Source organism: Streptomyces meridianus (genome assembly GCF_023703325.1).
Classification (GTDB): Bacteria; Actinomycetota; Actinomycetes; order Streptomycetales; family Streptomycetaceae; genus Streptomyces; species Streptomyces meridianus.
Genome location: NZ_JAMQGM010000045.1, coordinates 85,394 through 105,579, shown reverse-complemented (window position 1 = coordinate 105,579; position 20,186 = coordinate 85,394). Strand labels below are relative to the sequence as shown.

The window sequence follows — 20,186 nt, the reverse complement described above, 5'->3', positions numbered from 1 at the left end:
ACGGGTTGCCCGACCCGTGCGCCGGGCTATCCGCACCACTCCAGGAGCATCTTGTGACTCCCCCTCCCGCTTCCCCCTCCACACCCTCGGTCGCCGAGGCCGGCGCCTGGGCGGAGGTCTTGGTCTGCCGGCGCCTCCTGCACGCCGCGGTCCTCGTCCCGACCGGCCAGTGGCTCGTCCAGCGCGAGGCCGACGAGCCCGTGCGCGTCCTCGCCGGCACGGTCGACGTCGTCGAGCTGGCTGCGGCGGTCCAGTACCGAATCCGCTCCACGCGGCCCGAGACCCGATGACGAACCGGAACGAGAACGGCAGCGCCCCGCGGCCCGCCGGCGACTCCAACTCCGTCTCGGGGCGAGCAAGTTATCGGCCAAGACACTCTTCCCCGGCGGGGAAGGTGTCTTGGCCGGAGCCCGTCCCGGGGGTGGCGGGAGCGGACCAGCACCTGGGGGTGCTGGTCCGCGAGGCAGCGACCGAGGGCGGATCGCAGCCGGAGAAGCAGCCGTCGCCGCGCAAGCGCCGCGACGCGAAGAAGACCTCGCGCAAGCGCTCGCCGAAGCCGCCCGCGCGCAAGCGTGATTATGTGTGCAGCGTCCGCCTGAACGACGACGAGAAGACCCTGCTCGCCGCCGCTGCCAGCGCCACCCGTACGAGCCTCCCCGGTTTCCTCGCCCGCAGCGGCCTCGCCGCCGCGCACGACATCGACAACACCGCAGCCGCTGTCGCCGGCCACCGCGAAGTGATCTCCGAGCTGTTCGCCGCCCGCCGGCACCTCGGGCAGGTCGGCAACAACCTCAACCAGGTGGCCCGTGCCATCAACTCAGGTGGCCATCCTGCGGAAATCGACGCGGTCGTCGCGGTGGTCCGGCGCGCCGTGACGCGCGTGCAGGCAGCTACAGACCGGTTGCTGGAGCAGCGGTGATCGCGCAGCTCACGTCGACCACAGGACCTGGAACGCCCCCTTCCCGCCGCCCGCCCAGTTGATCAATCGGTCTAGGACAGCAGCATGATCCCCAGGATCCAGAAGCGCGGGCAGCGCACCATCGGTCTCCTGTACTACCTGTACAGGCCGGGCAAGTTCGAGGCACACGTCGACCCGCACCTGGTCGCCTCCTGGGACCACAACGCGCCCGACCCAGGCCGCGACGCCTCCGCCACCCTCAAGCAGCTCCAGCAGCTCCTGGACCAACCCGTCGAGAACATCGACCAGACGGAACGGCCGCGAAAGCACGTGTGGCACCTGTCCGTGCGCAACGCCACCGAGGACCGGATCCTCACCGACGACGAGTGGGGCGACGTTGCCCGCCGCATGGTCGCCGCCGCCGGCATCGATGACCCCGAGCAGGGTGCGGGCTGCCGATGGGCGGCCGTCCGGCACGCCGACGACCACATCCACATCGTCGCCACCCTGGTCCGCGAGGACGGATACAAGCCCAACCTGGACAACGACGCCGGCCGCGTCCAGGCACAGGCCCGCGCCCTCGAAATGGAGCTGGGCCTGCGTCGGCTCAACAAGGGCGACGGCACCGCCGCGAAGCGCCCGACCAGCGCCGAGCGTCACAAGGCCGAGCGCCAGGGCCGGAAGCGCACCGCCCGGGAGGAACTGCGCGAGACCGTCCGGCGCTCGGTGGCCGGCACGACGAGCGAGGAGGAGTTCTTCAACCGGCTGGCCGCCGCCGGCCTCCTGATCCGCAAGCGGGTTGCCCCCTCCGGGGACCTGCTCGGCTACAAGGTTGCCCTGCCCGAGGACCGCAACAAGGACGACGAGCCCGTGTTCTACCCCGGCGCGCGCCTCGCCCCGGACCTGTCCTTGCCCCGGATCCGGGAGCGCTGGTCCGCCGACGCCCGCGACCAGGACGCGGCACCGATCGATCCGATCGTGCGAAGGGCACCGGACGGCCCGTCCGGTGCCCGCCGGCGAACAGCCTCGGCGGCGTGGACGGCGGTGCTGGTCGTCGAGCAGGGCGAGGACGCGGTCACCGCCGCGTACATCGCCGCTGCCGGCGAGATCCTGGACGCCTTGGCGAAGACCTCCGCCGCCCACACCCGGCACCAACTGCGTGACGCCAGCTTTGCGTTCGAGCGGGCCTCCCGCTCCCATGTCCGTGCCGAGCGGGGACACGACCGGGCCCTGCGGCAGGCCGCCCGCGAACTCATCCACAGCGGCCCGGTCCTCGGCCGGGGCGAAGACGGAGCGACGACCGCGATGGCGATCGACATGCTGTTCTTCCTCATCACCGCCGCCATGCACTGGCACGCGAAGAGGGGCCATGCTCAGCAGGCCGTGGCAGCCCGGAAGGCTGCCGAGCACCTGCGCGCTGCCTACCGTGCCGCCGCCGCGCAGCCGCTCGGCGCCCTTTACCAGCGCGGCCAGCGCATGAGCCGCCCGCTACGCCAGCGGCAGACGTCGGTGTTGCGCAAGGCGGTGCCGGAGCTGGCCGAGCGGGTCCTCGCCGAGCCCGGCTGGTACGCGCTCGCCGCCACCCTCGCCGACGCCGAAGCCGCCGGCCACAACCCGGCCGCGCTCCTCGCCGACGCCGCGACGCGACGGGAACTCGAGACGGCCGACTCCGTCAGCGATGTCCTCGTGTGGCGGCTGCGCCGGACCGCGGACCTGCCCGCCGACACCAGCGACGCGTTGAGCGATGCTCACGCAGCAGAGCGGACGGCACGCCACCCGGGCCAGCGAGCACTGGGACGGTCCGGGTCTCAGCACGGCAGGTCGTGACTGTGGACTTTGTGAATTGAAGCAGGCCGGGAGCTCGGGCACGATCCTGCTGCGTGCAGGGCGAGACGAGGGAGGACGCCAGGGTGTTTCACCGGATGCGCCGTCGGCGTAAGGCCGAGATCGGCGAGATGCAGCACCGCCGCTTCGCGACGCGGGCACGGCGGGAGGGCCAAGTACCGCCGGAGGTGCAACGAATGCAGGCCACCGCCGAGCCGGCACCGGTGATGGACGACTTCCTCCCGCCGGGGCTGCGCGTCCCGAGCCACGACCAGCTCGACGGCCGGATGATGCCCTGGACGCAGCCGCTCGTTCTCAACGGCGAGATGGTCGCCTGCGCCGCGTGCGGCGCGTACCGGGACTGGCTCATCCTCTCCACCCGAGACCAGATCTGGCTGCGGTGCCGGGCCGACCACCAGCAGCGCGAGACGCGTCTCGACACCGCCTGGTACAACCGGAACGCCGGTCCCGCGGACGCGACGCACGCCACGTTCGAGGACTGCCTGCGCCACCTCGGCCACTGACCCCCACTCCTACGACCCCACAGGGCCCGCAGGCCCGCGCTGGCCACCCGTCACAGAGCACCAAGGGGTCAGCCCACCCATGCGCGTTCGCGTCGCAACGCCATCGGCCTCACCGCCGCCACCGTCCTCGCGCGGGTTCGCCCGGCCTGTCCTGACGACGCGACGACCCTACAAACGTCACTTGAAGCCGCCACGGAGACGCCTCACCCGCCAAGGTTTCCTCACCAAGCTGGAAGCGGCTCCCACCAGAAGCGAACTTGACGCCTTCTCAGAACCCGGCGCTTCTCCACAAGGTGGATTTTTCAGCCACAGCCGCCATGGGGGCTGTCTCCGCCTCGGCACCATTTCCTCTCGCTGAGGTGCGCCCGCAGCCCGTCGCCCTGAGCGCCCGATGTGATCCATCCGACGTTTGGGCGCACAGTCCCCTGCCGCCAAGGACGCTTGCCGCCGGGGAAGTTGAACGGAATTCGCACGTCCGGAAATCAGCTTCAGTGTATTGATCTCGCTACCTAGAGTACTTCTGCCCGTGCGATTTCGCACAGGCGTTCGCGTTTGATCTAGCGAGAAGGACACGGCACCTCGTGTATCCATCCACCCAACCCACCACGCGAAGACACAGAAGACGCAACCGGCTCGCGACAGCCGCCGCACTGCTACTGATCGCCGAGTTCGGCATCGCCGCCACCAGCCAAGCCGCCGCAGCTCCCGCCCCGGAGCGCACCGCGGAGGCGGCCAGCAAGCCAGCCTCATCGGGGATCCACAAGGGCGACACGCAAGGGACGGCCCGGCACCCCGAGGGCTCGAAGGCGTGGGCGATCCGCAAGGCGAAGAAGACCGGCAAGAAGGTCGTCGCCCGCGACGAGACCACAGCCACCTCCTACACCGTTGCCAACCCCGACGGCACCCTCACCACCGAGCTGACCTCCGGGCCCGAGCGGGTCTGGCGGGCCGGCAAGTGGCGTACGGTCGACGCCACTCTGACGATGGCCGGCGACGGAACCGTGAAGGCCAAGGAGCACCCCAACGGGCTACGCCTGGCCGGCAAGGGCGGCACCGCGCCGCGCTCACTGGCCGCCGCCAAGGACGCCGCCCCGCGCGATCTCGTCACCCTCGGCACCGGCAACCAGGCGGTGACGCTGCAGTGGAAGGGCGGTCTCCCCGCGCCGAAGCTGAACGGCACCACCGCCCGCTACCGGGAGGCTGTGCCCGGCGCCGACGTCATCATCGAGGCCACGCGGACCGGCTTCGAGCAGTACGTGGAAATCGACAAGAAGCCATCCGGCGCCTACTCCTACACACTGCCAGTTAAAGCCAAGGGGCTGAAGGCCAAAGCGAACAAGGACGGGTCGGTGACGTTCACCGACACCGAAACCGGTGAACGGCGCGCGACGATGCCCGCCCCGGTCATGTGGGACGCCTCGGTGGACAAGCGGTCCGGCGAGCACACCCACCGGGCCCGCGTCGCCATGAAGGTCGTGAACAAGGGCACCGGCCGGATCGACCTGGTCGTCACGCCCAGCGCGGATTTCCTCGCCGACCCCAAAACGCAGTACCCGGTCACGGTCGATCCCTCGACCTCCGCCCTGGCCTCCACCTTCGACACCTACGTGCAGCGCGGCGAAACGGTTGACTGGTCTGCCGACACCGAACTCGACTTGGGCAACCCCGGCACCACCAACCCGGACGGCACCACCCGCGTGGCCCGGTCCTTCATCCACTGGGACACCACGCCCATCCAGGACGCGTTGATCACCGACACGAACCTGGCGCTGTGGAACTTCCACTCCGGCAACATCGACTGCACCTCCCAGTCGTGGACCGTCTGGGACACCACCGCGGCATCCACCTCGTCGCGCTGGACCAACCAGCCCACCTGGAACCAGCAGTACCACTCCTCGACCCAGACCCGCGGCAACCCGGACTGCACCGGCACACAGCCTGACGGGTGGATCAACGCCGACGTCGACACCCTCGTGCAGACCTGGGCCTCGGCGAAGGCCACCCGCGGCTACATGGGCCTGCGCGCGGCCACCGACGACACCCGCGCCTGGAAACGCGTCAACTCCGGTAACGCCACCACGAACCAGCCGAAGCTGACCGTGACCTACAACTACCGTCCCTCCGACGGCACGGCGCAGCAGGCTGGCCCGCCTTTCGAGACCTACAACGATGTGTGGGGTGTCAACACCCTCACGCCCACGCTCAGGGACAAGTTCGCGGACGCGGACGGCGACACGGTCAGCGGTAGCTTCCAGGTCTACGACGCGGACACCAACACGCCGATCACCACGCCGGCCGGAGACGGCGTGCTCGTCTCCGACTTCGTCACGCCTGGCGAGTGGGCGACCGTGCAGGTCCCGGACGGGCAACTCGTCGACGGCAAGATGTACAAGTTCCGCACCAACGCCTACGACGGCACCCACTACAACCTGGGCTGGTCCCCGTGGCGGACGTTCGTCGTAGAGACCGCTGCGGCCGGCGTTCCCAGCAGTCTTCAGCCCGGCGACACCTACACAATCAACGATCCAGCGCTGATCGCCGACCCCGCCCAGGTCGAGCAAGTCCTGAACAGGGACGGCAATCTGGAAGCACTCGGCATCAAACCGCGCTCGGGCCCGTCCGCTGAGCAGCCCGTCGCAGCCCAGGCTGCCTGGGAGCGCACGTACACCGTTCCCAGCCAGCGATTCAACCGAGGCCGCAAGCCCGAGAACAACGGCCAGGACCCGTACGAGTACATCGCCGACGTCGACGAATGCCACAATGCTGACGACTCGGACAACAGGGCCGGGTGGATCAAGAACCGGTTCTCGTACTGCCAGGAGACCTTGACCGTCATGCCGGCGATCAAGTGTGGGTTGTGGCCCCCGGGCTGCTATCTGCAAGGCACCTTCATCTCGACCAACACCCTTATCGGCCGAGGTCAGATAGGCGGCTTGGACGGCAGCACTCTGACCCGGTCCGCCGAATTCGACTTCAACGTGGATGTCTTCGTATCCAGCGGAGATTTCGGCAAGGTCGGCGCCAAGTTGGAAGCGAAGCTCGAATGCGAGGGAGACTGGGACACCGGAGTTCCGGGAAGCCCTACGACAGAGGACGCCTGCCAGCCTGGAGTCTATAGCGGCCGCAGTGATTCACCCAGCCAGTGGAAGTACGACGGCGACACGAAGTTCGACCTATGGTCACTGGCGCCCAGGCTGCCCGATGTCGCCAATGGCGATCAGATCGCCACCGGCCTGTTCACTCCGGTCCTCGAGTTCACGCTCCCTGGCTACTCACAGGTCATACCCTCCGAGGGCGAGCAGGGGGAAATTCGCTTCGACAGCGCCGCCTACAACGTACGAGCAAAGGCAGGCTCCGTTTTCCCCGATGCCACACCCGCCCTGCGCTACGACCGGAGTGACACGTCCGATGCCAATGCTCCCGTGGAGCCGTACATCGGAGTAGCCGCGGTCGCGGACCACATCGGCGACGCTCTTGACGACCCGGGCAACACTTACCCGACGAAGAGCGACAAGAGCCTCCCCGGCGGGAGTGCCTTGAACCCGTTGCACCGCCTAGTACCGGGCTTCGGGTTGAACGAGCAGGCACGCTACGACGCTAACCGCTCCGTCGTCTCCTCTACGTGCAACAACGCCGCCGTTCCGGGTAAACCGACGGCGGGAGAGCAGCGCGACTGCGACGAATTCCCCTTCGCCTCGAGTTACCAGGGAGCCGCACGCTACCAGTACGAAGGTGAGCCATACCGCGACGACTTCTCGGTCCGCTACATCGACTCGAACGAGAACCAGGAAGCCGGGCGGCGTCTCGGCGCCTGGTACGACAATGACCGGATCCTGAGCCATGACCCGTTCATAGTCGCCATCGGCGACTGACCGGGACATCCGGTCAGAGATGGTCATCATGCGGGGCCGGTCTGCCAGACCGGCCCCGCATTTCTTTCACTCTGTCTATTCACTGACGACTGTGCGCCAGATCTGGACCAGGCAGTATTGATCTGCGCCATTCAGTTTCTCTTCGCGGCCCAGCGGAATGTGCAAGGGATCCCGAGGCCCCTCCAACGGAGAGGTGAAGGGCCCGCCTGCACGATTGAATATCCACTGCCATCGCATCCGGTAGAAGCCGGACGAGGGCAGGATCAAGGGGACTTCTTTCTGCCCCCCGTCGATGGTTTCCAGCGCTAGGTCGCAGCCCGGAAGCTCCACCTCCACGTCCTCCGCACCGGACCACTGAGCATCGCTTACCGGAGGGGCGGTCGACCAACTCTCCAACCGCACAGACGCCCGAATTACTTGGGGTGGCACCTGTAGATAGACCATGCCAGGGGCGGAAAGGAGCCAATTCGTGCGATCCGCATGTGGTGCATACGTGTCAACACTCGTGTCGACCAGCCCGAAGATGCGATAACTTGGAGAAACCACGGTCTCGAAAACATCCAGCAGCCTGCTCAAGGGCACCTCGCACGCGATCAGTTGAGTCGCGAGCAGCATAGTGCCGTCGGATTAACACTTCGGCAGGAACGTGCACGCAGGAGCCCGTCCCTGGTGCTCTCGGGCAACACCCGGCGTAGGAGCGGTGCGGTGGAGGAGCCGAAGGAAGCGGCGAACGCGGTGACGAGGTCGTGCGGCGCGTTGGCGCCGAGGGACGCGGCACACAGGCACCGTGCGCCCAGAGCGGGCTCGGCCCATGTCTGCCAGCCGGGCGGGCCCGCCTCGTCCGCCTCGACGGTCAGGGCGCGGGTCGGCGTCCTGGATGAGAGGCGGCACCTCGCCGAGGCTGATGTGCGAGGTGAAGGTCGGGTCCAATGCCCTCGCGCCGGGTTGGTCGATGTCTCGGAGCCAGCTGTGCGCGGTGACGGCATCGAGGACCAGTTCGGGCCCGGCACATGGCACAGCGGAATGAGCGCGGGCGTCCAATGCGAGACGTCGTCGACGAGGGCCTCGCCGGTGGCACCCGGAGTGAAACAGGCCGACCACTGCGCGAACGGTGTGGTCATCTCGGTGCGGGCACAGACCTGCCAAGCGCTCAGCAATTCCGCCAGCTGAAAGGGCTCGTCAGGCGGTACCCCCACTGGGCACCTCGGAGGGTGTCGGGCTGATGTGCAGGACGGTGCCGTGGTGGGACCTGCTGGTCCTCCAACGCTTTGTCCGGCTGCTGGCGTCCGCGGACGATCGTCAGGCTCGTCCAGCCGAGGCCAGCGAGCGTGTCGGCGACGGCGTCGTAGAGACGCCCGTCGTCGCCGACACGCTCGCTGGCCTCGGCTGGACACTGTTCGGGATGGACGGGCCGAGTGGGAAGTCGGGGTGCAGGGGCGCCTCCGGAAGCTCGGTGCGGATCTACTTGCTGCCGGCGGTGCGGCGGGGGCTGCGCGGGGGCGCCTGAGCAGGGGCTTGCCAGGCGAGGTCGACGGCGGCCTCGGGTGGCAGGTGGCCGAGCTGCGTGTTCGGGTCCCGGCCCTCCGCCAGGTAGACGACGGGCTGACCGGTCTCGTCCGCGGCCTGGATCACCTGCGCGAGGCGGTGCGCCATCGGGAAGAACGGATTCATCGCCTGCCGCACCGGAGCACTCCGGTCGCAGACCGACAAGCGGTCGATGAGATCGCCAACGGTCATCTCCGTGTGCACCACGGGACCTCCTTGCATCGGGGAAAGCAGGTGGAGTGACGGACTGTGAGGCCGCCGTGGAGACAGAGCAGCCTCCGGTCGAGGCTCGCCGCCTCCGGCCTTTGCCGTCATACGCGCCGGGCGGTCTCCAGCACACGCGCCACCGCGACGGCAACGATCTCGGCCGGCGTCTCCACGTCGAACGACATGTCGTAGCCGCGCACCTGAGCCGTACCGGTGACAGCGATCTTCCATCCCTCACCGTCGGTGCCGGGGCGACCGAGCGGGAACCATCCAAGGTAGAAGCGGCCGTCCTTCGAGTTGACGTGCACGTCCGCGCGGTCGTCCACCACGAGGTGGAAGTGGTCGGCGGAGAACTGATCCATGACGAGCCTGGGCTGGCCCGGGCCGAGCTGCCACTCACGCAGCTGAAGGGCCTCGATGTTGGTCGAGATTCCGGGGTTCACGGGAGCCACGATCACCGGCAATCACCTCTCTGACCTGGGAATTTGCTGCAAGGTCGTCTACGTTGACATGCCCCTGCCCGCATTGACCAGTCCCTCGTGGATCTTGCCTTCTGCCCCCGGCGAACTGCGACGCCCAGATTGATCTGAGTGCGGCCCCGGCCGGGAAACTGTCACCGTCGTGATCGAGTAAGCCTGCGACCTGCCGAACGGGACCCGTGAGGACGGTAATTCAGAGCGCCAACATGGACACACGGCGCTCGCTGGAGGCGACCGACCATGACTGCGGGCGCCGAGGTGGTCAAGCGGCGAGCATCAGATAACCCTCACCCCGCCTCACCTGCAAAGATGCGACAAAAATCGAACACGTGATGCAATAACTGTTATGCGATGCCCTGCTTTCCCCGAGGACCTGATCGCCGCGCAGCGTGCTTGGGACCGTACCTATCGGGCGCTCGCCGATCCGGCTCAGCGCGGCCGGACGACGGCGCTGCGGCGGCGCCTGCTGGAGCTGTCGGTGCAGGTGTGGTGGCACCCGTACTGGCGCGATGCCAAGACCGGTAACCGGATGGACCTGCGGGTACGGGCGCACGAGCTGGAGACCGGGGTGCGGTAGATGGGCGGCGCGTCCGGTGACCAGCGGCCGGCCAGAGCCGCCCCGCCCGCAATCACGCTGAACCTGCCGGACGGGCAAGCCGTGCGGGCCCGGCTACACGAGCGCCAGGAGGTCCCCGGTCCCTATCGGTGGCGATACCTCGTCGGAGTTCCGGCGTGGACCGCGAGGCCGGAGGGGGTCGAGGCCGCCGAATACACGGTGTGGGTGACCGGCCGTCAGCTCACGCCGATCGAGGGCGTGGATCTCTCCGCTGTGCCGACCCGCCGTCTCCCCAGTCCACCGCCCCCACCAGCCCCTGGCTGGGTGGTGAGGCCAGCGCCGGAGCGCCGCGGGCGTACGGACGTACATGACGCCGCATGCCGTCACGTTGTCGGCAAAGGGGGAAAGGAACTGAGCACGCTGGAGGCTCTTGATGCCTTGATGCGGGATGGTGCGCGCGCCTGCCGCGACTGCGACGCAGCGGCGGTGTTGAATCCGGCGCTCGAACTCGGTGAAGGCCGCGCCTAGCAGCCCGGACCTGCTCCTGCTGGACATGCGGCAGCCCCCGGGTGGTCGTTCCCGGGGGCTGCCGCTGTCTAGGGTGATCGTGGGTTGGGTGGCTTCGCCGTTGCCGTTCTCGCGGTCTCGGATGCCGCTCGGCGATGGGCGGCAACACCGACGACACATGGTTCCCTATCAGCCCCGATGTGTGTGGGGTGTTGGTCGCCCTTTCGGACGGGTTGGGGCCCGGAGACCGCGGCGTCGGGATGCTGGCCAGGGGCGGTGGAGAGCGGTCTTCAAGGGGCGCGACCGCCGCTACGGGCGGGCGGCGGAGACGGCAACGTGCGAGCGGAACGGCTCGTAGCGCGTGCCGCCGTGGACGTCTTCCAAGCACCGGGGAACCAGACACTGGTGTACTGCTCGATGGCGTCACGCAGCCCGGTGGTGACAGCGCCCTCCCACGGCGGTTGACCCGGACGGTGGCGCTTGGTGTTGAAGGTGCCGTAATCGAAGTTCTGCCGTGGTGTGTTCTGGGCTTCGTCACGGCGATGGAACGTGCCATGGTCCACGAAGTTGAGTGCCGCGGAGTCGATTTCGCCCCTGTCCATGTGGACGACTGCTACGCGGAGGCCGCCGTAGGTGTCCGCGTAGATGGTGCCGGTGAAGCCGATCCGCAGCCGCAGCCGTGCGTCCGCGGCGGGGGTGGCGTAGTAGGTGTTGCCTACGACGGTGCTGTCGGTGAACGGGAGGCACAGCTCGGCGAAGAAATCTGCTGCTTGCAGGGACAACAAGAACCCTTCCGGTAGAGGTCGAGCGGGTGGTTATGGATGGGGGCCGCGATGGGCTGGGCGGCTGGTGCTGCTCCAGCGAGGGACGCTGGTGGCGGGGAGCACCGCCGGGCGACGGAAGGCGGCCCGGTGGACGTCGAGCGGGGTCGGGGCCGGGGGGCTCGGCGGGAGGATGGAGATGAGGTGAGCCTTGCCCTCGACGTAGCTGTAGGTGTCCTGGCGCCACCGGGGCACCGGAGTCGGGTCGGAGACGCACTCAGTGACGGCTCGGAGCAACTCGACGGGGGTGTCGGTGCTGGCCGTTGCGTACCAATACGGGTGGTCGATGGAGGTACCGGCCCACAGCTGCCAGCGGGCGTCGCGGGTCGTCAGCTCGGCTTCCCGATCGAGGTGGCCGGTGGTGTGCTCCAGCGCGACGAGCCCGTCGGGCGACTGGATTGCGAAGACGCCCCAGCGGGGTCGGTCGATCTGCCAGCCGCGGTTGATGAGCGGCGCGACGGCTTGGAAGGGGTCGCGGTCGTCGCTGCCGGCAATCGGCCTGGCGAGGTAGGCGTCCGGGCCCCGTTCGTAGGCCTGGGCGAGGGTCGTGGTGAAGGCCCGGACGAACTCGGTCGGCGTGGAGTCGTTGAAGCAGGCGCCCCACGTCGGCGGGCCGAAGGAGTCGCGGTAGGCGTTGATGCGCCAGAGGCCGTCGTCCTCGCCTTCGGGGAGGTAGCCCAGGCGGACGGTGCGGTCGGGCGCGTTGAGGTAGGCGTTGCCGAGGTCGTCGTGTTCCAGGTTCCAGCCGAGGTCGAGGAGCGGGGCGAGGGCGGGGTCGCCGATCCCGGTCGTACGGGCGAGGTAGCGCGGGGAGACGTTGACATCTCCGTGGATGGCGCGAAGGTCGTCGTCAGGAGGCATGTGTATTCCAGTGATCAGCGGGTCGCCGAGACCGGCTCGACGCGGAAGGCGAGGCGGCCGAGCGCGTGGGCGGCGCTGGCGTGGGCGGTCTCGGCGGTGGGGCCGGTGGTGATGAGGTAGCCGATCCGGGCGGTAAACATGTCGCCTCCGTCTGCGGGCAGCAGGAGTTGGTCGCCGGGGTGGTGCTGGAACCGGATCCGCTCGGTCCAGGGAGGGCGGGGGCCTTCGAAGCTGAGCCGGGTGAGGGTGCCGGAGGTCTCGGGGTAGATCAGGTGGATGGCGGCGGCCGAGGATCTGGTGGGGTTCAGGTCGGGTGCGCGGTCGCCGGCGATGTCGGCGGCGGCACGGGGCAGGTCGATGCCGGTGGCGAGGCGGACCAGGTGGCCGATCATGTCGCCGGCGATGCGTGCGTTGACCTCGACGAGCCGGGGCTGTTCGTCGACGAGGCGCATCTCGACGTGGCTAATGCCGTCGGTGATCCCGAGCGCGCGGATCGCCGCCCGCGCGGCGGGTGCGACTTGGTCGAGGAGGGGGTCGGCGGCGTCGATCGAGTGCGCCAGTTCCTCGAAGAACGGCGGTTCGCTGACGCTCTTGCGGGTGAGGGCGACGACGGTGGTCTCACCGCGATGGGTGACGCATTCGACCGAGACCTCGGGCCCGTCGAGGTACTCCTCGACAAGGACGCTCGTGCTCTCCACTCCCCGGTCGGCGGCCCGGGTCGCGAAGTCGTAGGCGGCGACGAGCTGTTCAGGGGTGTCTGCGCGGATCACGCCGATGCTGGCCGCGTGCGCGGCTGGCTTCAGGACGACCGGGTAGCCGATCCACTCCGCCGCGGCCCACGCCTGCTGGCGGCTGCGGACGGACGCCGAGGCGGCCGAGGGGACACCGTGGCGGGCGAACAGGGCCCTCGCGGTCGCTTTGTTGCGGCACGCCTGCATCGCCGCCGGTGGTGTGGTGGGCAGGCCGAGTTGGCGCGCGAGGCGTGCGACCGGGACGAGGTACCACTCGGTCCAGGTGAACACCCCGGCCAGGTCATAGCGGTCGGCCAGGATCCGGCCGGCGGCGGACAGCGCTGCCTGATCGGTCGGGTCGGGCACGACCACGCAGTCCCGTATGTGGGGCACCTCCCACGACGGTTCCTCGCCGGTGATGAGGACGACGTCGTAGACGGCCGCCACTCTCTCGAGGCAGTAGCCGCGATACGTCTCGGCCTCCATGTCAGCAGCGGCGACAACCAAGACGACGGGACGCTCGGACAAGAGAAGGTGCTCCTCGCAGATCAGACGAAGGACGAGGGGTGGCTCCCGTCCCACGCGGTGTGAACATGGGTGATGAAGGCCGTCTGCTGCTCGCGATCAGGCAGGTGTTGCGGGCAGGTTGCGCAGTCGAATGAAGGCCGCGGTAAGGCCGAGGGCCTGCAGGAGGGCGGCGACGGTGACGGCATGGCCGAGCTCAGCGGGCGGAGCTGCCGCGACAAGTAGCCCTGCGGCAGGGAAGGGCAGGAGCAGCAGCAGGATCGTCACCGCGAGAGTGCTGCCGAACACCTCGGTGGGGATGAGGTGGGAGCGCAGGGTGCGCAGGACGACGGTGAGGCCGCCTTCGCCGGCCATCAGGACAGCGATGAGCAGGAGGTAGCCCACGTAGGTGTCGGCGTGAGCTACGGCGAGGGTCGCTCCGGCGGCGATGGCGGCGGCAGCGGCGCCGACCGGCCACAGGCCCCAGCGGTCGATCGCCCAGCGGGCCGCGGTGATGGCGAGCAGGGAGGCAAAAGCGGCGGCGGACCAGATGAGTCCGGCGTCCGCGCTGGAGCGACCCAGCTCGGTGACCACGATCACCGGGATCGCTGCCTGGAGAAGGCCGACAGCGGTGTTGGAGACGACCAAGCCGCCGACCAGCCAGGCGAGAGCCGGCAGCGACCGTAGGGTCCGCCATCCTGCCCGTAGCCCGCTGTTGTTCGTCGCGGCATCGGTCGGGACGGACCACTCCCGGGGGGCGAGGGCGGCGGCCAGGAGGGAGAAGCCGGCGAGCGTGCTGAGCATCACGGCCGGGCCGCCGTGCTCCAGCAGCAATCCGGAGATCAGCGGCCCGGCGAGCATCGCCGTCTGGTCGATGCCCAACAGGACGGACTGCACTCGATGCGCCCGGCTCCCGGCCGTACGGCTCGCCTCCCCGCCGGCAGTCTCGGCCGCGACGTAGCTGAACTCGGTGAGGAGGCCCGTCAACGGAGCCAGCGTCATCACCGTCACCACCACCGCCACCCCGGTATCAAGGACCGCCAGCAGGATCGCGGCGGCGAGGACGACCAGGGCCCTGAGGGCGCATGCGGTGCGGAGGACGCGGGTCGCGCCGTGGCGGTCGACGATCGTGCCGGCAACGGTGAACGCCCCGAGGCGTGGCAGCCACTCCAGTGCGAAGGCCAGCCCCGTCAGCGTTGCCGAGCCAGTGGTCGCCAGGACCAGGAGAGGGATGCCGTAGGTGGTCATCGCGAACGCGGCACCGTCGGCCGTCCGTGGCAGGTAGATGCCGCGCAGCAAGGTCGGTGCGTGCCGGGCGGTGTGTGCGCTCACGCGGCCGGCGCGGAGTTGGCGGCCTGAGGGTTGGCGTCCAGCCACTGGATCAGCAGGTCCCGCAGCCGGGCGAGGTCCGCAGCCGCTTCCGCGCTCGGCAACAGCGCACCGGCAGTTGGGGCGCGGGGGCTTCCTTCAAAAGCGAAGGTCGGCGCCTCGGTCAGGAGAGCGAGGGTGTGCTGGATACGGCGGTTGAAGTCGGAGACCGGGGCCGGGTAGGAGTGGCGACGTGCCCAACGGGCCATCGCGTCGTAGACGTCGGACAGCTCCGCGCCGGATCTGGTCAGGCCGAGGCCGGTGCCGGGTCGGAGGTGGACCAGGTCGAGGTCGCGGGCCAGGTCGATGCTCTGGCGCAGGTGGTGCGAAGGGAGATCGGCGAGAGTGCGTGCGAGCCCGCGGGACGGGATGGGGCCGTTGTCGTCGATCTCGGTGATCAGGCGGATCAGGGCCGGCGAGGACAGCACCGTGCAGGCGTGGCGGATGCCGGCCGTCGAGGGTGAGGGGTTCATCGGTGCGGGCCTCCCGCCGGAAGTGCCGTCTTCGGTCGGGCCGGGGTGGTGTGGGAGAACAGGTCGCGGTGCTGCCATGTCGGAGCGGAGCTCTGACCGGCTCGTACCGGCGACGGCGCGGCTGCCGGGGCCGGCAGCCGTGAGCGGTTGCTGACCCACTTCCTGCGAGCGGGGGCGGTTTCCGGGCGTCCCCAGAGCGGGTGTTGGGCGGCCTGCGCGAGCGGTTGTCCGGCGGACCATGCGGACAGGGCCGCGAAGACTGTTCCCAGACCCCTCCCGGCCGCGGAGAGCCGGTAGGGCTGCCCGGTGCAGGCGGTGTCGACCAGGCCGTCGGCCACGAGCTGCCGCAGTGGCGGATAGATGTTGGTCCAGTCCCTGTCGGGCAGGACGATGCTGGCCAGAGCCCTGCCGCTGGCCTGTCCGCGGGACTTCAGCACCCACAGGATCGCGGCGGCGTGCCGTCGGGTGAGGAGGGTGAGGCTGTCCTCGATCTGCTCGATCGCCGGCAGCGGACCTTCCGGCGTCTCCAGATGTTCCTCGGCCCAGGTGACGATCAGCGGCAGTACGGGAAGCAGCTCCGTGCCGCGATCGGTGTGGCCGTAGGTGACGTGACGTGGGGTGTGCTCGGTGCGCTGGACGAGGCCGGCATCGCACAGGGTCCGCAGTTTCGGGTGGAGCTGGCCGTTCTGCAGCCAGGTGAACTTGTCCGCGATCTCGCTGTAGCGCAGCGGCTTGCCGGAGAGGGCCAGCAGGATCCGCACGTTCCATCGCGGAGTGATCATGGCGAGTGCCTCGGTGACCCGGGCGACGTCGGTGTCGGTGTCGGGGAGCGGACCGGCGATCGGCATTGGAGGAACTCCAGCGGTGAGGGATGGGTATGCCCGGAGAGGTCAGCGGCTGCGAGCAGCGCTCGCGGCCGGGACGGCAGGGGTGAGGGCGGCCGGCACGGCGGACGGGGCTCGGGATCGCTCAAGCGAGGAGAGGCGTCCGAGGCTTCGGAGCACGGCGGAGGCCGTCTTGGTTTGGACGTCGCGGACGGCAGCTGCTTCGGCGAGCCGGCGGGCGCAGTCGAGAACGTGCGATACCTCGTGTCCGCCGATCTGCCGCCCTGGGTGGACGAGTTGGGCGAGATGGTCGCGGTGGATGTCGATGCTGCGCTCAGCAGAGGCGAGGTCGTGGTGCATGCCGAGCAGGGTGGAGAGCATGCCGGGTGGCTGGGCGCGGGCGTGGGCGTGGAGGTCAGCGAGCGGTGCGCCGTACAGGTCCTCGATCCGCCCGGCTATCTCGGTGGACGTGCGGTGAGGCAATCAGGGGCTTTCACGGTCGGCGGGCCCGGGCCGCCCCGGCACGCTGCGGTGCCGGGGCGGCGAGGGCCAGGGGCAAGGCGGTGGTGATCACCGGCTGTGTCATAGGACAGGCCGGGCCTGTTGGCCGGGTGGGCGGCATGGTGCGCAGCAGGTCGTCGAGCGCAGTGAGGTAGCGGGCCTCGAGCGCTGCCTCCAGCCATTGGGCATCCATCCACAGGTCGTCCGCGGACAGTTCACCCATGTCGCGCTCGGGTGCCATGGCTTGGTGCACGCGGTCGCGGACATGGGCCACCTGGTCCTCGGCCAGGGCGAGGTACCGAACGCAGCTCCACGGCGCAGGTCACAGCAGGAGCGGCATCGGCACTGTTAGCCGTCTCGTACAGCTCGGCGACCGGGGCACCGAATGCCTGATGCAGCCGGCCGTCCACGGTGCTCGGCTTGAGCCGGGCGCTCACCGCAGGGTTCCCCTTCCCGCCTGGGGTGCCGGTGCGGTCCCGGGCCGGGGCGCGGGCCTGGTCTGCACCGCCGGGCCCCGGCCCGGACCGCGGTTGAGACGGGTCAGCTGTTCGGCGGCAAGACCCCCCTTCCCGGGAGCGTCGGGGTCGAGAAGCCACCGCACGACCATGGCTCGTCCGTCGCGCGCGGCGACGGCCGCGTTGACGTGGTGGGCGAGGCCCATCGTCGGATCGTCGACCTGGCTGGGCTGCGTCTCCAACGCGGCGAGCAGGGCGTCCTCAGCGCCGTCGAGCACCGTCTGGGATTCGACCAGCAGCCCGTGCCACTTCACGACGTCGGTCGCATCAGGATTGGCGTCCGGAGCCGAAGCAACCGCGGCCTCCAAGTGGTCCATGCCCATGTCGAAGTGCGCTTCGATCCGTGCGGTGAGCACACCCACGACATCCTCTGCGCCGTCGGATATGTCGTCGACCAAGGAGAACTCCTCTCCGCCCGGGCACACCGGACGCCCGGATTTTCACGGGAAGGGAATTGAGCAAACGAGGGCTTAACTCAGCCGCACCATGAACGAGTTGTTGCCGGAAGCGCCTGTCAGTGGAGGCACATTCGGACGTCGCGGTAGAGGTAGGTGCCGGAAACCCAGCCCTTCACGCCGGTGGTCTTGTCCGTGATGTAGTGCCAGTTGCCACTGCTCTTGTGAACGGTGAACTTGTGGCCGCGGTAGAGGATGCCGACGCTGGTGGACTTGGCCGACGCCTTGGACCGGATGTTCACGGCCTTCGTACCGATGACCCACGGACCGAGCTGGTCACACGACTGGGTGGCCGCGGCGCTGCTCGGCGCGGATGCCGGGGCGGCCGTCGCCACGCTCGCTGAGGCGATCGGCAAGGCGAGTGCGCCGACCAGCGCGGCGGATATGGCAATTCGGGTTGAGCGCATGCGGAAGAAACCTCCGTGCAGGAAAAAGGGGGGAATGGGTGGAGAGGCAGTCGGGGTTGCTGTTGTCCCGGTGGCCTTATTCAAGAGTCCGGAGAATTGCCGGTTTGGCCAACCGGCGGTCGTCCGCTATGTTTCGCCGGCCCAGTCGACTTTGATGCTCAGCGCGATCGACCTGGCGGGCGCGGAGCAGACGCCTTCGGTGTGGGAATCGGGCGGGTGAGTGATGTGGCTGGCCGCGCGGGCGGAAGAGGGCCGGCCTTGCCGTTGAGCCGGTCGTCGCACCACTGGAGGACTTCTTCGACGGTGGCGAAGCCGCCCTCGCGCAGGGTGTGGGTCGGCGGGTCATCCCCAGCCGGGCACCGACCGTGTCGTAGACGTCGTTCCCGGCCCGCGGCCGGAGCGCGACGACGTGGATCTCTCGTGGGTGCGCGGACGTCTCGGGAGCCGGGTGGAGGCCGTAGACGAGGCGCCACTGCCGGCGAGAGTCCACGAACAGCTTGCGGTAGCCCTCCAGATCGCCCGTGAGCCGAAGCCCGAACCTCTGGGCGTTCACGACGTCCTGCAGGTAGGCGAGGGTCAGGTCGCGGATGTCGCTGGGGGCCTGGAGGAGGTCGCTCAGGGCGCGGGGGTCGAAGCTGAGGCCGAAGGCCGGCCGTTGCTGCCCCTCGTTCATCACGTCGACTCGTCCCGATCATCGGAGCCGTCCGACTGGTGCTCGCTCGCCGTCACCTTCTCCGTCCGGGTAGAAGGCGGCGGGCATTGCAGGATCCGGTGCGCGGGACGGTCCGGGGAGGTCATGCAGGCCGACAGCGGCCCGCCGGGTGCGCGGATTGCCGCGATGGCGTGGGTGAGGAAATCGCGGTGCCACACGAACAGCCCGGACAGGCCCGCCTCTGAATCCTTGTGCTGCTGGTACGCGAGCCACAGGGCATGGAGCCAGGCGACAACATCGTCGTGCTCCTGCCACTGCAGGCACCAAGGCGCCGCCGTGGTGACCTCCGCGCCGTAGACCGGGAGAAGGAAGTCGTCCACCCAGTCCGAAAGGGCGTCGAGTTCGTCCTCGTACTCCTCGCCCTCCAGCTCCAGGATGGGGCGCGGTTCGGGCAGCCTCGCCGGGGATGTTCCGCCGAGTCCGGGCGTGCCGAACGCGACGAACGGCGATCCACTGGAGGCTGGAGCGGATGCCAGATGGTCGAGCTGCTGGGCCTGCTGCGCCGATTGCTCCATCAGCCGCCGGACACTGGCCTCGATCCCCTCCAAATGGGGGTCTGGAATGCGTACCGGCTCCAACTCCTCGTCGATTGAGGGTTCTACGGATTCAGGCATGAAAAGTGGGCCTCCTATGAGCCATCGACAGGGGGCAGCGGAAGCAAGGATGAGCGGATCCGCTTCCGTGGCGGGCGGCAAAAAGCCGGGGCCCTCGGGCCTCGAGCGAGCCAATTCATCCCGTAGAAAACGTTGTTGGCGTGTCAGATGGTGAGAGCCACGTCGTCCTGGGTAAGGGTGTCGCGGATCGTCTCGGTGAGTCGATCAGAGGCGATGGAGACGTAGTGCTTGGTCTTCTCCACGCCGATGAAGTCGCGACCTTCGAGCAGGGCGGCGACGCCGGTGGAACCGGAGCCCGCGCAGAAGTCGAGTACCGTGCCGCCTTCGGGGCTGATCTTGACCAGCTCGCGCATTACCTCGACGGGCTTCTGCGTGATGTGCTGGCGTTTCGCGCCCGAGGGCTGCGAGGCGCTGTACAGGCCCGGCAGGTAGACCGGGTTGCGGGAGGCGTCGATCGGGCCGTTCGACGCCCAGACGATGAACTCGCAGTTCTGTGTGAAGCGGCCCTTCTGGGGTCTGGCCTGCGGCTTGTGCCAGGTCAGCACACCGCGCCACAGCCAGCCCGCCGCCTGGATCGCGTCCGTGGTGATGGGAAGTTGACGCCAGTCGGTGAACAGCAGGGCGGTGCCGCCGGTCTTGGTGAGGCGGTGAGCTTCGGTCATGACCTGGGTCAGCCAGAACCCGTAGGAGCGCTGGTCCATGTTCTCGCCGGTGAAGTCGGCCAGCGTGTGCTGGGCATCAGCGGAGGTGTACTTCTGCTTCGCGCTGCGGCTGGTGCGTTCCTTCGCGGTGCGGCCGCCTGAGTTGTACGGGGGGTCGGTGATCACGGAGTCGACGCAGTCGTCCGGCAGGTCGGCGAGGACGCTGAGCGCGTCGCCCTGATGGAGGGAAAAGGGCAAAGAGGAACCCCGATTCGGGTGGGAGCATGAGGGGGAACAGCCCCTTACGCCAGGAGTCCCTGCGGGCAGGAAGAGGGGCATGAATTCAC

The 20,186-nt window shown here is 68.9% G+C and carries 23 protein-coding genes and 1 pseudogene; 7 read left to right on the top strand and 17 right to left on the bottom strand.

What is annotated here, in order from left to right; genetic code table 11:
• Positions 1-53: 53 nt before the first annotated feature.
• From M1E25_RS20615 to M1E25_RS25955, 5 genes are all read left to right on the top strand, one after another.
• Positions 54-290 carry a hypothetical protein gene (locus M1E25_RS20615; RefSeq protein WP_251417859.1) on the top strand — a complete coding sequence of 79 codons (237 nt, stop codon included), beginning with the start codon at positions 54-56 and terminating at the stop codon, positions 288-290.
• 131 nt (positions 291-421) lie between these two features.
• Complete coding sequence (locus tag M1E25_RS20610; protein WP_251417856.1) at positions 422-919, top strand: plasmid mobilization protein; 498 nt, start codon at positions 422-424, stop codon at positions 917-919.
• 84 nt (positions 920-1,003) lie between these two features.
• Positions 1,004-2,725, top strand: coding sequence for a relaxase/mobilization nuclease domain-containing protein (locus M1E25_RS20605; protein WP_251417854.1), 1,722 nt, complete (start codon positions 1,004-1,006; stop codon positions 2,723-2,725).
• A gap of 83 nt (positions 2,726-2,808) precedes the next feature.
• Positions 2,809-3,246 carry a hypothetical protein gene (locus M1E25_RS20600; RefSeq protein ID WP_251417923.1) on the top strand — a complete coding sequence of 146 codons (438 nt, stop codon included), beginning with the start codon at positions 2,809-2,811 and terminating at the stop codon, positions 3,244-3,246.
• 581 nt (positions 3,247-3,827) lie between these two features.
• A complete protein-coding gene (locus M1E25_RS25955) occupies positions 3,828-7,118 on the top strand; it encodes a DNRLRE domain-containing protein (RefSeq protein ID WP_372501213.1) in 3,291 nt (1,096 codons plus the stop codon).
• 75 nt (positions 7,119-7,193) lie between these two features.
• On the opposite strand, the gene M1E25_RS20590 is transcribed toward M1E25_RS25955, so the two are convergent.
• The 4 genes and pseudogenes from M1E25_RS20590 to M1E25_RS20575 form a co-directional block, all read right to left on the bottom strand.
• Positions 7,194-7,694 carry a hypothetical protein gene (locus M1E25_RS20590; protein ID WP_251417852.1) on the bottom strand — a complete coding sequence of 167 codons (501 nt, stop codon included), beginning with the start codon at positions 7,692-7,694 and terminating at the stop codon, positions 7,194-7,196.
• A gap of 17 nt (positions 7,695-7,711) precedes the next feature.
• Positions 7,712-8,579, bottom strand: a pseudogene (locus M1E25_RS20585) (DUF317 domain-containing protein).
• Positions 8,580-8,870: a hypothetical protein gene (locus tag M1E25_RS20580; RefSeq protein ID WP_251417849.1), complete on the bottom strand. Its 291-nt coding sequence runs from the start codon at positions 8,868-8,870 to the stop codon at positions 8,580-8,582. It lies immediately after the preceding pseudogene.
• A 104-nt stretch (positions 8,871-8,974) separates the two neighbouring features.
• Positions 8,975-9,328: an SPDY domain-containing protein gene (locus M1E25_RS20575; protein ID WP_251417847.1), complete on the bottom strand. Its 354-nt coding sequence runs from the start codon at positions 9,326-9,328 to the stop codon at positions 8,975-8,977.
• Positions 9,329-9,695: 367 nt separating this feature from the next.
• Here M1E25_RS20575 and M1E25_RS20570 point away from each other — a divergent pair, with 367 nt between their 5' ends.
• Positions 9,696-9,926, top strand: a complete 231-nt coding sequence (locus M1E25_RS20570; protein WP_251417844.1) for a DUF8825 domain-containing protein — start codon at positions 9,696-9,698, stop codon at positions 9,924-9,926.
• Positions 9,927-10,433 (top strand): DUF6233 domain-containing protein, encoded by a 507-nt coding sequence (locus M1E25_RS25950; RefSeq protein WP_372501211.1) that lies wholly within the window; start codon positions 9,927-9,929, stop codon positions 10,431-10,433.
• Positions 10,434-10,702: 269 nt separating this feature from the next.
• Here M1E25_RS25950 and M1E25_RS20565 read toward each other — a convergent pair whose 3' ends face one another.
• From M1E25_RS20565 to M1E25_RS20505, 13 genes are all read right to left on the bottom strand, one after another.
• On the bottom strand, positions 10,703-11,194 hold the full coding sequence (locus M1E25_RS20565) for a hypothetical protein (protein ID WP_251417842.1): 492 nt from the start codon (positions 11,192-11,194) through the stop codon (positions 10,703-10,705).
• A 33-nt stretch (positions 11,195-11,227) separates the two neighbouring features.
• Positions 11,228-12,094, bottom strand: a complete 867-nt coding sequence (locus M1E25_RS20560) for an SPDY domain-containing protein (RefSeq protein ID WP_251417840.1) — start codon at positions 12,092-12,094, stop codon at positions 11,228-11,230.
• A gap of 14 nt (positions 12,095-12,108) precedes the next feature.
• Positions 12,109-13,311, bottom strand: a complete 1,203-nt coding sequence (locus M1E25_RS20555; protein WP_251417921.1) for an ATP-grasp domain-containing protein — start codon at positions 13,309-13,311, stop codon at positions 12,109-12,111.
• A gap of 138 nt (positions 13,312-13,449) precedes the next feature.
• Positions 13,450-14,577, bottom strand: a complete 1,128-nt coding sequence (locus M1E25_RS20550) for an MFS transporter (RefSeq protein ID WP_251417919.1) — start codon at positions 14,575-14,577, stop codon at positions 13,450-13,452.
• Positions 14,578-14,657: 80 nt separating this feature from the next.
• A complete protein-coding gene (locus M1E25_RS20545; protein ID WP_251417838.1) occupies positions 14,658-15,170 on the bottom strand; it encodes a hypothetical protein in 513 nt (170 codons plus the stop codon).
• A complete protein-coding gene (locus M1E25_RS20540; protein ID WP_251417836.1) occupies positions 15,167-16,018 on the bottom strand; it encodes a winged helix-turn-helix transcriptional regulator in 852 nt (283 codons plus the stop codon). The genes M1E25_RS20545 and M1E25_RS20540 overlap by 4 nt, the downstream gene beginning before the upstream one ends.
• A 42-nt stretch (positions 16,019-16,060) precedes the next feature.
• A complete protein-coding gene (locus tag M1E25_RS20535) occupies positions 16,061-16,477 on the bottom strand; it encodes a hypothetical protein (RefSeq protein WP_251417834.1) in 417 nt (138 codons plus the stop codon).
• Between the two features lie 10 nt (positions 16,478-16,487).
• Positions 16,488-16,769 carry a hypothetical protein gene (locus M1E25_RS20530; RefSeq protein ID WP_308290456.1) on the bottom strand — a complete coding sequence of 94 codons (282 nt, stop codon included), beginning with the start codon at positions 16,767-16,769 and terminating at the stop codon, positions 16,488-16,490.
• A gap of 159 nt (positions 16,770-16,928) precedes the next feature.
• Positions 16,929-17,408, bottom strand: a complete 480-nt coding sequence (locus tag M1E25_RS20525; RefSeq protein ID WP_251417832.1) for a hypothetical protein — start codon at positions 17,406-17,408, stop codon at positions 16,929-16,931.
• Positions 17,409-17,524: 116 nt separating this feature from the next.
• Complete coding sequence (locus M1E25_RS20520) at positions 17,525-17,872, bottom strand: SH3 domain-containing protein (protein WP_251417830.1); 348 nt, start codon at positions 17,870-17,872, stop codon at positions 17,525-17,527.
• A gap of 76 nt (positions 17,873-17,948) precedes the next feature.
• Complete coding sequence (locus M1E25_RS25945; RefSeq protein WP_372501207.1) at positions 17,949-18,545, bottom strand: hypothetical protein; 597 nt, start codon at positions 18,543-18,545, stop codon at positions 17,949-17,951.
• On the bottom strand, positions 18,545-19,099 hold the full coding sequence (locus M1E25_RS20510) for a DUF4913 domain-containing protein (protein ID WP_251417917.1): 555 nt from the start codon (positions 19,097-19,099) through the stop codon (positions 18,545-18,547). The genes M1E25_RS25945 and M1E25_RS20510 overlap by 1 nt, the downstream gene beginning before the upstream one ends.
• Before the next feature lie 242 nt (positions 19,100-19,341).
• Positions 19,342-20,097 (bottom strand): DNA-methyltransferase, encoded by a 756-nt coding sequence (locus M1E25_RS20505; protein ID WP_251417828.1) that lies wholly within the window; start codon positions 20,095-20,097, stop codon positions 19,342-19,344.
• Positions 20,098-20,186: the final 89 nt, after the last annotated feature.